Here is a 13,158-nt window from a genome sequence, read left to right as displayed (position 1 = left end):
AAAATGCGCACAAAGCTGTCTATTTATACAGGCTTTTATGCTGGCATTTATTTAGGCCGACTTTTGCTAATAACGTCGCCTATGCTCGCATACTGATTTGCGCCTAAGCGGGCTAAAGGGTTCACAGCTAAAGCGTCGATATAAAAACGCTCGTTTTGTTGTGAAATTGCGCTGTCATCTACATACAACTCTAAGGCTTGTGCAAACACAAGCTGCTGAGGCGTGTTGCCAATTTCGCTGGTGCTGTGTACTTTGCACAAGTAAGCAATGGGACAGTCGCTAATGCGTTTTAGAGGCCAGTTCGCGTGTTCAACAAGTGATACCCTACTATGGTCTATTTCACTCTCGCCATATTCTAGGGTGGCGGCGGTGGCGGTAACTGTGTCGGCCTGTTCTAAGTGGGCAATATGAATAACGCAGTACGCGCCAACGACTAGGTTTGTTGCGGTGTCTTTGGCTGCACCATCTGGCTTTTTGCCCATAGACAACATACATAAGGGCGGATCTGAACATACTGCATTAAAATATGAAAAGGGCGCCAAGTTCATACTCGCATTACTGTTTTCGCTAAGCACCCATGCAATGGGTCTAGGTATTATAGTCTGTGTCATTACGTGGTATATGTTGGTGTTAGACAGGGTCGACAAATCAATATTCACTGGGTTTCCTTTTCTAAATTTATCATGTAAGCCAATGCAAATGATTTTTCGGTGCAAGGGCGCATTTACTTATTTTATACCATTTCATTACGTTTCTTAGATGAAGGGCTTGGTTAAGGCGATACAGCGAAGCATGTTTTTACTATATTTTAAACCTTGGTGTGATAATTATACGCATTAGTGCAAAATTATTCGATTTGAGTGTTCATTTATTTGCGTTTTAGCACTACAATCAATATCACACATAAAGTGGATTCCAAAGTAGACGAGTAAAATGGGTAAAGACAATCGTGTAAAATTAGACGACTTTGATGCAGAAGAGTTAGCACATTCATCAAAGAATAAAAGCGCCGAGCATATTAGAACCGGGCTTGAAAAAAAGGAGCGCGAAAAAAGGCTTAAAAACAGTGAATCTAAAAAACGGCACCAGCCTGAGCCGGCCTCTAAAAAAGACGATTGAGTGCTCCTAAAGCATTTAGGCTTACGGCTGTCGCAATTATTTGCTTTGTGCCTGGTATTTTTATGCCTTTGTTTATATTCGATATGAACATGGCGATTGCTTTGGCCAGAGCAGGTTTTCATCTGAAATTGTGAGTAAAGAGCTCGCCACAGTTACAACTGTTAGCGAACTGTGGCGAGACAATCGCTATTAAGCCTTCGTTACTCGCGTTTTATCTTCAAATACGTTTTGCTGCATAGAGTCACATGGCATATCACAGTTTGGCTGACCCACTATTTTAGCCGGCACGCCTACCACTGTCATGCATGGCGGCACGCTTTTTAATACTACGCTGCCGGCGCCTATTTTACATCCTCGGCCTATTTCTATATTGCCTAATATTTTAGCGCCCGAGCCAATCATCACGCCTTCACGCACCTTAGGGTGACGGTCGCCCGACTCGCTGCCGGTGCCACCTAGTGTAACGTCTTGCAAAATTGATACGTTGTTTTCTACCACCGCGGTTTCGCCAATAACAATGCCGGTGGCGTGGTCAAACATGACGCCTTTGCCAATTTTAGCGGCAGGATGAATATCAACACAGAATACTTCTGAGCTGCGGCTTTGCATAAATAGTGCGAGTTCTTTGCGACCACTTTGCCATAAATGATGTGCTAAACGATGTACTTGCAGAGCTTGAAAGCCTTTAAAGTGAATAATGACCGTTAAGTAGCTTGAAACCGCTGCGTCTCTAGCTACAATGGCTTGCGCGTCGGCAACCGCGGCTTCAACCATTTCAGGATTAAGCGAGTAAGCATAATTGAACATTTCGCTTAGGGTAGTAGCAGGCATTACATCGTCACTTATTTTATTTGATAATATAAAACTAAGTGACGTTTCAAAGTTATGGTGTTTTTGCACGCAAGCTTCTAAATAACTCGCTAACATCGGTTCTTTCGCTGAAACTAGTTTAGCCTCTTGTTTAAGGGCCAGCCAAAATGCTTCGCGACTAATTGTTTTGTACATACTTGCGTCTTGTGTCGTGTGAATAATTGAACATTAGTGTAGAGCAACACGCGGCCTTATTAAAGCCTAGCGGGTTATACTGGCTTAAATATTGTAAATTCAAGGCATTCGGAGAGTGATTATAGTAATTCGGGTGCACTACTTAGCTAAGACTTCGTCGATGTCGTTAGCACAATGGCGATTGCTTAGTTTCTCATTTTCAGCACCCCAAACGCGATTGACTATTCGTCCGCGTTTAACGCCTTCTCGCTGGTTGATTTGATTAGCCCATCTAAGCACGTTAGTGTAACTTTCAACTTCTAAAAAATCTCCGGCTTCATAAATCTTGCCTTGTACTAGTAATCCGTACCAAGGCCAAATAGCGATGTCGGCTATGCTGTATTCGTTACCGGCTATAAACGCATTGTGGGCTAATTGCTTATCAAGCACATCTAACTGGCGTTTTACTTCCATGGCATAGCGGTTAATCGGGTATTCAAGCTTTTCTGGTGCATAGGCGTAAAAATGGCCAAAGCCGCCGCCTAAAAATGGTGTTGCACCCATTTGCCACATAAGCCAAGCCATTACTTCAGCTCTTTTGGCAGGTTCTTCAGGTAAAAAATGCCCGAATTTTTCAGCCAAATAGACCAAAATTGCGCCCGACTCAAATATCTTTACCGGACTTGCCCCGCTACGATCAATCAAAGCTGGGATTTTTGAGTTTGGATTTATGGCGACAAAGTCACTGCCAAACTGCTCCCCTTCTTGAATATCAACAATGTATGCGTCGTATTCAGCGTCTTTTACGCCTAGCGCTAGCAACTCTTCAAACATAATGGTGACTTTTACGCCATTGGGGGTAGCTAGTGAGTGTAATTGGAACGGATGCTCGCCTATGGGTAATTCTTTGTCGTGGGTTGCCCCCGCAATAGGACGATTAATATTGGCAAACTTTGCGTTGCTCGATTGGTCCCATGTCCATACTTTTGGTGGTTGATATACCTTGCCGCTCATAAGTTACATTCCTGTTTTGTTAGCGTAATATTAAGTAATGTACTGAGTGTTATAGTCCGCCAACGCGGTTTTGGGTCAAATTGACTTGTTTTATCTGCTATGGCTTATCGTATTTTAGGCCAGTAAAAAGGCGCCATAATGGCGCCTTTTAATTTACTTTACAATTTGCTGCACAATAACATTAGTTAGTCTACAAATTGTGAATTGGGATACTTAAAAACGATAAGTAGCCTGAGCATACATAAATCTGCCCTGTGCGTTATGCGTGCCTAACACATAACCTGTCCATGAATTGTAGCTAAACGGTGGCTCTTCATTAAACAAGTTTGTTACCCCAAGTGTTAGCGTAGTATTGTCGATACCAGAAAAGTTAACTACAGTGTCAACCGTTATCATCGCGTCAATATCAGGCGCAATGGTGCCGTCTGTCCGAATTCGCACTGCTGCATCTTCTTCAAATTCGCCAACATAGTTGATGGCAAAATTTGCACTCCAGTCATCTTTTACCCAAGAGCCTGCAGTTGTCCAGCGTACCTGCGGCTGCTCAAAACCACCTTCTTGAGTGTCGATACGACCACCTGTGCGAATATCTTCGTAATTCAACACATAGTTTAAGACGTAGTTGAGTTTGAAGTCACCCATGTCGGTAGACACTCGGTAGCCTAAATCAAGATCTAGTCCCGATGTTTTAAGATCGAATAAATTCTCGAAACGATCAAAAATGTTTATCACCTGGCCAGGATCATTCTCTATGCCAGTTGCCAAACGATCTACAACCGCTGGGTTGCCACCTTGTGTGGTGAATACAAACTGCGTGTCTTTACCAATAACGTTTTCAATGTCGTAATTATAATAGTCTACCGAGAAATCAATGTTGTCGGTGACTTCATAAATCACGCCTAAGTTATAACTTTTAGACTCTTCTGGCCCTAAATTTGGGTTACCCGCCAATATGGCCGTGTACTCAAAAAGTTCGCAGGCTTGATCCACATTGCCGATAGCATCGCAGCGCACGGTATCTACTAAGCTTGGTGATTCGTCGGTACTGCCTAAACCAATTTGACTCAAAGACGGTGCACGAAAAGCAGTTCCGTATGAGCCTCGTACTGATAATTCGTCGGTAGGTGTCCATATGAAAGCAACTTTAGGATCGGTAGTGGTACCAAAATCGCTGTAGTCTTCATGACGCACCGCAACTTGAACATTCAGCGTGTTAGTAATGGGTATGGCTAACTCGGCAAAAATAGAGGTGTTGTCACGCTCTCCGTTTGCCTGTGTTGCTTCGGTACCAAACACGTCGCCGCGCAAAAACTGGTCGTCGGGGTTATCACTAATAGTCTCTTCACGATACTCCGCGCCCACTGCTAGCATAAGCTCGCCGGCCGACATATCCATAATAGGACCAGAAATTTTACCATCAAACGAACGGCTTGTAGATTTACCGTATCGAGTGGTTTGAGTTTCGATAAAATCAAGCGCTGCTTGGCTATTAGATGACGGCTCAAAGGGGTTCCATAAACCACTGTCTATAGCTTCTTGAGTACGACGTGAGTTTGGAAAACCATTTACGCCACGTTCAATTGAGTCACTCTTAATATAGCTATAAGCCGCTTCCCAGCTCCACTCGGCAATTTCACCTTGCAGGCCCAACACGCTGCGATAATAATCTGAATCGACACGCTTTTCACGATTGCCAATTTCTACCAAACGACGGCGCATAGTTAACTCTTGCTGATAAAATTGACTAGTGGGGTCATCGGCAAACGGGTGATTTGCGTTGTCAGCCGACATAAACAATTCATTAAAACTTGGGCTAGCAGCCCCTCTAATGGTGGTTTTTGAATTTTGGCCGTTTAGCTCAATAAACGCTCGCAGTTCATTATTAATCTCAAACTTGCCCATGTACATAAAGCTAACGCGCTCTGAAGCTGGCACGGTAGAGCCCATTGGTGCATAGTCATAGCGGCATAAAGTGCCCACAATGTCTTCAGCTGGACAAACATCGTTGCCGAAGGTGTCAGGTACGCGAATAGAGTTATTAGAGGCTAGTGCGATAGTGCCAGGGTAGCCCGACGAGCTTCTGCCGTCTGTGGCATAAAGGTCATTGGGTCTTAAAGCCGTTTGGTTAGCAGAGCTGGTATAGAATCTATCAGCATTAAGTATTTCTTCGCGGTCAAAATAATCCAGTACGAAGGTATGACTGGCATTTTCTGAACTGCTGCCAAACAATAGGCTGGTATTAGCTTCTTTGCCGCCGCCATCTGCAGTATCGCCTATTCTGGTGGTCACTTCTAAGCCGTTATAATCATCCTTTAATATAATGTTAATAACGCCAGCGATTGCGTCAGAACCGTAGGTGGCCGATGCGCCGTCTTTTAATATATCAACGCGTTTAATTGCCGCAATTGGAATGTTGTTTATATCAACAAAGGCCGTGTCTATTTCATTGGCGAAAGGCGAAACCGAAATACGGCGACCATTCACGAGTATAAGCGTTGAGTCAGCGCCTAAGCCTCTTAGCGATACACTTGATCCGCCATTGCCGGTGCCGTCACTGCTGTTACCTTGGGTGGAAAAGGTACCCTGTCCCGCCATGGGTAGTTTAGTAAATAAGCCTATTAAATCTGTCACGCCTGTGTTGCTGATGTCTTCGGCAGATAAGGAAGTAACCGGTGAAGGTCCTTCCATGTCGGTTCTTTTTATGTGTGAACCGGTGACTTGTATCCGTTCAACCTGACTGATTTCGTTTGACTGTGCGTGCACAGCCATGCTACTTGAAATAGCCGTGGCTAATAGAGTGAGTTTTATTGTGCTATGTTTCATTATTATCCCTGGTGGTGTTTTATTTTTTTAAAAACTTGAAGCAAAGTTATATTGCAGCTTTAATTTGCACGAGCTGACAAAACCGAATCTCACCTTCGACGCTGTTTTTAAACGTTTAAGATGATACTTATATTCGGTTTTGGCATAAAACTCATATGGCTTACTATATAGTAAGATTTGAAAGAATAAAACACATCACTTTCCTATGCAACTAGCTTTGATTTTAGGAGGAAATTTAAATTTCTCTGACGCCTTCAAATTTTACTCGACCGCAGCACTAACATGCCAACGACCACGCCCCAAAAAGCAGACCCGATCCCAAAAAAACTCAAACTACTTGCGCTGAGCAAAAAAGTTACAAGGGCCGCTTCTCGTTCCGAGTCTGCTTGTAAGGCTGCTTTCAAACTATTGGCAATGGTTGATAGCAAGGCAAGCCCCGCTAGTGCTGCAACCATACTGTGCGGGAAAGCGGCAAATAAGCTCACGACTGCAGCGCCGAAAAATCCCGCAATTATATTAAAAACACCAGCTGACACACCTGCAATATATCGACGACCTGGGTCAATGTGCGCCTCTTCACTAGTGCAAATAGCCGCGGTTATCGCAGCTAAATTAAACGTAAAACCACCAAACGGGGCAAATGCCAATGTACTCAAACCAGTTGTAGTAATTATGGGCGACACATTCTGCTGAGAATAGCCGCTGCTTTTAAGAATGGACACTCCTGGAAGGTTTTGTGAAGCCATTGTTACAATAAATAATGGAATGCCTATACCAATAATTGAGGCGAGAGAAAATTCAGGTGTCACCCATTGCGGTGTGGCAAAAGACCAATCAATTTGCGATAAGGTGAGTGCATCTGTTTGTAAACAAAATAAAGTACCTACCACTAACACGGCAAGAATAGTGTATCGAGGAAGGTAGTATTTCATCGCAACATATGTGGCGAACATAAGAATAACTAGCACTGGCATGTTATTCATTGCGCTAAATATACCAATACCAAACTGTAGCAGAATACCCGCAAGCATAGCGCTAGCGATTGAAAGCGGAATATAAGATATGAGCTTTTTGAACAGGCCTGACACGCCTACAATTACAATTAACAAGCCCACAAAAATAAACGTACCGGTGGCTTGTTCTAGACTACCGTCAGAGCCGCTAAGACTCGCGGCAATGAGCGCTGCACCGGGCGTAGACCACACAATTATTAAGGGCCGTTTATAATATAAAGATAAACCAAACGTGCACAAACCCATGCCAATACCAAGTGCCCACACCCAAGACTCCATTTGCTCAGCATTCGCCCCAGAGGCTACTGCCGCTTGAAAAACAATAGCAATAGAGCTCGCAAAACCAATTAACACTGCAATAAAGCCTGCAGTGGCAGCAGACACTGAAAAATCTTTGAGAAATGTTTTCATAGAGAAGGAAGAAATGTTTGAAAAAACAATATTGTATACAGAAAAAACGTGGTAGCAAGGCTAAACTTTCTGGGCAAACACCCATCAAGGAAATGCATTCATAGGACGGCCGTGTAAGAGTGCTTGTGATTTCACAAAAAGGATATTTTCACCGTTAGGTGAAACCTGCGGGTCTTTCACGAATGTGAATTTGAAGTAGTCTGTTGGTGATAGCCCTGCTTTACCAGGCTCGTTTGAACTTGCCTAATAGCTTGTACTTAGGAGAATCGCGCTTAAGAAAGTAATAATAGCGATAAATTTATTCGTCGTTAGCATTGAAGGGAGTCCATAAAATCATAATAGGTCATCATGACAAAAATGCTAACGTGGGTAAAATGCACAAATGTAGTATTTAAAAATCATAGTGTTGAAAGAATAAGGCATTAGCGTTTCTTGACGAGTTTAGTGAGTTGCTTTAGTTCACTTAGCTGTATATGCGGAAGCATGGAGGCGTTTTCGTTGCGTAGGTGCATGGGACGATTAACGGCGAGCCAGGCGGTTTGGTAGCCGGCGTCGACGGCGCCTTTTATATCTTTGTCTAAATCGTCCCCTACGTGCAGGATATTTTTGCTGGGTATTTTTAAGGTTGCTGAAACGTGGTCAAACATGGCGGGGTCGGGTTTCATTGGGTGAGTGGGGCTAGCGTGAATGATGCAGCTAAAGTACTTTTCGATGCCTATGGCCTTAAGGTCTACGTTGCCGTTGGTAATAGCGGCAATAGGCACGCGCTTTGACAGTTTTTTTAATACTTTACGTACCGATTTAGCCACTTCAAAATCGCTTCGCTTGAAGTAAAAGAAGTCAAAGCAATTGGTGACTGCTTTTGATACTAAATGACTAGGCATACCCGCTAACAGGAAGGCTTTGGTGATGACGGTGGTGCGCAATAAGCCTAAATCGTTGGCCAGTTCTGGCTGCTCTGCCAGTGTGGCGAAGCGAATTTCTTGCCATTTTGCAGGAGTGATAGCGGCAGCAATTGGATAATTCTCTAGAATATATTCGTTTAAGGCGCGCTGCGCTTCATAAATATAAGGCATATTGTCATATAAGGTATCGTCTAAATCGAATGATATAGCCCTAATATGAGATAGAGGTTTAAATACAATCATTTTTTGCGTGCTCGTGGATGTGCGTTGTCGTATACCGCACTTAAATGCTGAAAATTTAAGTGCGTATATACTTGCGTGGTTGACAAACTAGCGTGACCTAATAGCTCTTGTACGCCGCGTAAATCATTGCTCGATTCAAGCAAGTGCGTGGCAAAGGAGTGGCGTAGCGTATGTGGGCTAATTTGCTGATATAGGGTTTGATGTTTCGCCCATTTCTCTAATCTGTTTGCCACTTGGCGATTTGATAAGCGGGTTTGTCTAATAGAAATAAAAAGCGCGGGCTCTATTGAAAAATCAACTAGCGCTTTGCGCACGAGGAAATACTCATCAATGGCTATCTGCGCTTTGCTGCCAATGGGTAATATACGCTGTTTATTGCCTTTACCGGTGACTTTGAGCGTGCCGTCGCCTAATAAATCGTTATGCATTAAGCCGGTAAGCTCCGATAAACGAAGCCCGCATCCGTACATGACCTCAAATAAGCATTTGTCGCGCAGGCTTAAAAAGTCATCGCCTTCAAAATTTAATAAGCTACTGACTTCGTCTACATTTAAATATTTGGGCAGGGGTTTGTTTTGTTTAACAGAATGAATAGCGTCTAGCGGATTATTAGGCATCACTTTTTTATGCACCAAAAATCGACAAAAATTACGCAGCACGGAAAGGCGAAGGTTAATAGAGCGGGCTGACAAACCCTCTTTATTTGCCTGCTGTAAAATACGTCTGGCTATGGTTGGGCTTAGGTCTTGCCACTGGCTTATTCTGATATGTTTAACCACGCTTTGTAGCTGGCGTGTGTAGCTTTTTATAGTGTGCGGCGATAGCTGGCGCTCAACTCTACACTCTTGGATGTAGCTATTTACCCAAGTATGTAGGCTGCTAGCGTCAGTATCCATAAACCTTAGCGCAGTCTTATTAGATGATGATTAAGGTTTTTACGCAAATAGTTTAGCAGCACCGTGTCCATTTCAGGCTGAAAGTGCAAGGGATCTTTACTGGCTATGGCTAAAAGGCCCATGTTGGCAGGCTTGTCTGAGCGCAATGTATTTTGCGTAGATGTGTCGTGTTCATTTAACAATACCAGCGCAACTGACTCGGCTTCAGCTTTTGGAAAAAGTGCGCCTTTTTCAATGTTACCCACACGGCCAAAATAAAACGGTTGGCGAGCAAGCTTTTTATCAAAAAGTGAGCGCTGCTGTATTTCAGAAAGGGGTGCATGCTGGGTATTATCATTATTGAGTAACACAAGGCGGACCGACTCAAGGCGCAAAGTACCGACTAAGTGCGTGTGTAAACATAACTCTACCTCAACGATACTCGTCGTATTGACTAAAGCAAGATTTAGGTCGGCGTAGGTTTTATAAATCACTTCATTTTTGCGCGCGTTGTGGACTAACGCTTCTAACTGTGATTTGAGCAGCTGAATTTTTTCACGCGACTGGGCTGCTTGAATTTGGGTGAGTGACACCACGCCGTTATGCTGCATCTGAACCTGAATTTGCACCAATAAATCGGGGTTGTCGATCAAAAAACTTGGGTTAGCTAGTAGGTAATTACTGACTAACTCTTTTTTTACCCGTGGCGATAAATCGTTGAGGTCGTTTACTTCCCACTGAGCCACGCTTGGCTTTGCGTTTAAGTCTGTCATATTGATATTTGTCCATCGTAAATATGTTCTGCTGGGCCGGTCATTTTCAACATTGAGTCGCCGCCCTGCCAGCGTATTTTTAGCTCACCACCGCGCAGCACAACTTTAACATCTTGGCCAAGTTTTTTCTGCATTTGTCCTATGGCCACTGCCGCACATGCACCGCTGCCGCAGGCTAAAGTTTCGCCCGCGCCACGTTCATATACTCTTAGCTTAATTTCGTGTTTACTGACTATTTGCATAAACCCTACATTTACGCCTTCAACAAAGCGTTCGTGTTTGCCTAAAATGGAGCCTATGTTGTTAATGTCTATTTTGTCTATGTTGGCAACTTCAATCACGCAGTGCGGATTGCCCATAGACGCTACGCCGCAGAAAAAAGTCTGGTCGTCTTCTCTGATAATATAGGTGTTCTCTTGCTTGTTGGCCTTAAATGGCACGTACTCAGGGATGAAATTAGGCTTTCCCATATTAACAGTAACGTTGCCGTCTTTTTCAAGATACAGAATCATGCGCCCCGATTTGGTGCTAACGCTTATTTTATTACGATTGGTCAGCCCTTTATTTCTAACAAAACGTGCAAAACAGCGAGCGCCATTGCCGCATTGCGCAACTTCGTTGCCGTCGGCGTTAAAGATACGGTAGTGGAAGTCTTGTTCAGGGTCGTAGGGCGGCTCAACAAGAAGCAACTGGTCAAAGCCAATGCCGAAATTGCGATCTGCCAAGGCCAATATTTTTTCTTTCGAAAAAAATACATTTTGCGTGATGTTGTCTATCACCATAAAATCGTTACCCAAACCATGCATTTTGGAAAAGTGGATAATGCTTTTTTTTTGCTTATGGGCAAAGTGCTGTTCTTGTTGAGGGTAGTTGCCGTCATTTTGCATAGGCTAGTTAGGCACCCTTTGTTCGCCTTTGTAAAGGTCACTTAGGGTTTCGCGCATCCGCACAACATACACTTTGTCACCGTCTACCATTATTTCGGGGCAGCGGCAGCGGCTATTGTAGTTACTAGCCATCACAAAGCCGTAGGCACCCGCACTTTTAACCGCGAGGTTGTCGTTTGGCTCAATGTTTAGCATGCGGTCTTTGCCTAAAAAGTCGCCAGTTTCACACACCGGGCCGACAACGTCGTATTTTTTACCCGCGCCTTCTCGTACATTGGTGGGTTCTATTTTTTGCCAAGCGTTATACAGCGCAGGGCGGATTAAATCGTTCATTGCCGCATCTACAATGGCGAAGTTTTTCTCTTCACCCTGTTTTAAAAATTCCACTTTGGTAACTAAAATGCCCGCATTTGCGGCTATGGCCCGGCCGGGCTCTAGTATTAGCATAAGGTCTTCGCGGCCTACCATTGTTGTGGCCATAGCGGCTGCGTATTCATTTGGGTGTGGTGGTGATTCTTCGTTGTATCTGACGCCTAGGCCTCCACCTACATCGAGGTGAGCGATATGGATGCCTTTTGCCGCTAACTGGTCAATTAAGGCTAAGAGTCTTTCAAGCGTATCAACAAAGGGCGACAGCTCGGTTATTTGCGAGCCTATATGGCAATCCATGCCCTGAATGTCAAGGTTTGACAGAGTGTTAGCATACTCGTAGGCCCCAATAGCATACTCTCTTGAGATACCAAATTTGTTCGCTTTTAAACCTGTCGAAATATAAGGATGTGTTTTAGCGTCGACATCAGGGTTAATACGCAGCGATATAGGTGCCTGTTTGCCCATTTCTTTGGCCACGGTATTAATTCGGTCGAGTTCGGGAAATGATTCTACATTAAAGCACTTTATGCCTTGTTCTAGCGCATAGGCTATTTCGCCTTGTGTTTTGGCTACGCCTGAAAAAACCACTTTTGCAGGGTCTCCGCCTGCTTCAATCACGCGCGCGAGCTCACCGCCTGATACAATATCAAATCCCGAGCCTAGCTTGGCTAATACCGACAGTACACCTATGTTTGAATTTGCTTTTACCGCGTAGCATATAAGATGTTTGTGAGCGCTTACTGCATTGTTAAAAGCATGCCAATGTCGCTCTAATGTCGCTCTAGAATAAATATAGGCGGGCGTGCCATGTTCGGCAACAATATCGTCTACCGCAATTTCTTCTGCAAACAACAGATTGTCTTTATACGTAAAAAAGTCCATTTGTTAGGCCCCTTTTAGCGTAAGCGAAGAAGATGAAGCTGGCAGGACGTTTTGTGTAATTGGCACTAACGTTGGTTCTGTGTTTTCTTGAGGCATATCTTGAGGCATATAAAGCGGGCCTCTTTGCCCACAGCCGCTAAGAAGCAGTAACACTACGCCAATCACAGCCGTTAGTTTTAGGTGACGCATAAGTTCAATTCTGACAAATATAATTGCGCTAACCATGCCTTGAGCGAGGCAAAAAAGCAACCTTTTAGAATAGATATTTACATAGCTTTAGATGCAAGACTGGTATGTAGAAATTACAAAGGTGTGCTAGTCTGAAATAGTGTAATCTTATACTTGTAAGGAATAGCCATGGACTTCAATACATCTGAAATATGCGACTTGTTTGCTGACAGTGTTGACGTAGTTGATCCAATATTTACTAACTTTGGCGCACGCGTTGTGTATTGCGGTGAAATAACCACTGTAAAATGTTTTGAAGATCGCGGTTTGGTTGACAAAATACTCGCCACAAACGGCATGGGTAAAGTACTGCTAATAGACGGGGGCGGCTCACTTAGGCGTGCCTTAGTTGACGCAGAAAATATTCAGCTAGCCCTAGAAAACGACTGGGAAGGCATAATCTGCTATGGCGCTATTCGCGATGTGGATTTACTGCAAGACTATGATATTGGCATTCATGCCCTAGGCGCTATTCCCGTAAGTGCCGACTCGCGTGAAGTGGGCGACGTAGACATAGCGGTTAATTTCGCAGGCGTGACTTTCCTACCTGAGGACCATTTATATGCAGACAACACTGGCATTGTAGTGTCAGGCGAACCCTTAGATTTAGAGTAAACCTTACCGTATAA

The 13,158-nt window shown here is 43.9% G+C and carries 13 protein-coding genes; 2 read left to right on the top strand and 11 right to left on the bottom strand.

Translation table 11 applies throughout. The features are described 5' to 3' along the window. Positions 1–47 precede the first annotated feature (47 nt). The gene (locus tag BAE46_RS03725) at positions 48–659 is read right to left on the bottom strand and encodes a flavin reductase family protein (protein WP_070111776.1); all 612 of its coding nucleotides are present in this window, start codon (positions 657–659) and stop codon (positions 48–50) included. 274 nt (positions 660–933) lie between these two features. Between BAE46_RS03725 and BAE46_RS03720 the strand changes: the two genes are divergently transcribed. Next, on the top strand, positions 934–1,119 hold the full coding sequence (locus tag BAE46_RS03720) for a hypothetical protein (protein ID WP_006002256.1): 186 nt from the start codon (positions 934–936) through the stop codon (positions 1,117–1,119). 189 nt (positions 1,120–1,308) lie between these two features. Here the strand turns inward: BAE46_RS03720 and cysE are convergent, their stop codons facing one another. From cysE to lptM, 10 genes are all read right to left on the bottom strand, one after another. After that, positions 1,309–2,124 carry a serine O-acetyltransferase gene (cysE, locus tag BAE46_RS03715; protein WP_006002252.1) on the bottom strand — a complete coding sequence of 272 codons (816 nt, stop codon included), beginning with the start codon at positions 2,122–2,124 and terminating at the stop codon, positions 1,309–1,311. Between the two features lie 138 nt (positions 2,125–2,262). Continuing rightward, positions 2,263–3,117, bottom strand: a complete 855-nt coding sequence (yghU, locus tag BAE46_RS03710) for a glutathione-dependent disulfide-bond oxidoreductase (protein ID WP_070111775.1) — start codon at positions 3,115–3,117, stop codon at positions 2,263–2,265. 213 nt (positions 3,118–3,330) lie between these two features. Beyond that, a complete protein-coding gene (locus BAE46_RS03705; protein ID WP_006002248.1) occupies positions 3,331–5,940 on the bottom strand; it encodes a TonB-dependent receptor plug domain-containing protein in 2,610 nt (869 codons plus the stop codon). Between the two features lie 254 nt (positions 5,941–6,194). Further along, positions 6,195–7,364, bottom strand: a complete 1,170-nt coding sequence (locus BAE46_RS03700; RefSeq protein WP_070111774.1) for a benzoate/H(+) symporter BenE family transporter — start codon at positions 7,362–7,364, stop codon at positions 6,195–6,197. Between the two features lie 422 nt (positions 7,365–7,786). Further along, positions 7,787–8,512 carry an HAD-IA family hydrolase gene (locus BAE46_RS03695; protein ID WP_006002244.1) on the bottom strand — a complete coding sequence of 242 codons (726 nt, stop codon included), beginning with the start codon at positions 8,510–8,512 and terminating at the stop codon, positions 7,787–7,789. Next, a complete protein-coding gene (locus tag BAE46_RS03690; RefSeq protein WP_070111773.1) occupies positions 8,509–9,408 on the bottom strand; it encodes a tyrosine recombinase XerC in 900 nt (299 codons plus the stop codon). The genes BAE46_RS03695 and BAE46_RS03690 overlap by 4 nt, the downstream gene beginning before the upstream one ends. A 5-nt stretch (positions 9,409–9,413) precedes the next feature. After that, positions 9,414–10,160 (bottom strand): DUF484 family protein, encoded by a 747-nt coding sequence (locus tag BAE46_RS03685; RefSeq protein WP_006002240.1) that lies wholly within the window; start codon positions 10,158–10,160, stop codon positions 9,414–9,416. Further along, positions 10,157–11,047, bottom strand: coding sequence for a diaminopimelate epimerase (gene dapF, locus BAE46_RS03680; protein ID WP_006002238.1), 891 nt, complete (start codon positions 11,045–11,047; stop codon positions 10,157–10,159). The genes BAE46_RS03685 and dapF overlap by 4 nt, the downstream gene beginning before the upstream one ends. Positions 11,048–11,050: 3 nt before the next feature. Continuing rightward, positions 11,051–12,301 carry a diaminopimelate decarboxylase gene (lysA, locus tag BAE46_RS03675; RefSeq protein ID WP_070111772.1) on the bottom strand — a complete coding sequence of 417 codons (1,251 nt, stop codon included), beginning with the start codon at positions 12,299–12,301 and terminating at the stop codon, positions 11,051–11,053. 3 nt (positions 12,302–12,304) lie between these two features. Continuing rightward, complete coding sequence (lptM, locus tag BAE46_RS15200) at positions 12,305–12,490, bottom strand: LPS translocon maturation chaperone LptM (protein WP_141729315.1); 186 nt, start codon at positions 12,488–12,490, stop codon at positions 12,305–12,307. A 168-nt stretch (positions 12,491–12,658) separates the two neighbouring features. Here lptM and rraA point away from each other — a divergent pair, with 168 nt between their 5' ends. Continuing rightward, positions 12,659–13,144 (top strand): ribonuclease E activity regulator RraA, encoded by a 486-nt coding sequence (gene rraA, locus BAE46_RS03665; RefSeq protein ID WP_070111770.1) that lies wholly within the window; start codon positions 12,659–12,661, stop codon positions 13,142–13,144. Positions 13,145–13,158: the final 14 nt, after the last annotated feature.

It is taken from the genome of Glaciecola punicea (genome assembly GCF_001756615.1).
Lineage (GTDB): Bacteria > Pseudomonadota > Gammaproteobacteria > Enterobacterales > Alteromonadaceae > Glaciecola > Glaciecola punicea.
The sequence above is the reverse complement of the archived record's forward strand: the minus strand, read 5'-3'. Positions and strand labels throughout refer to the sequence as shown.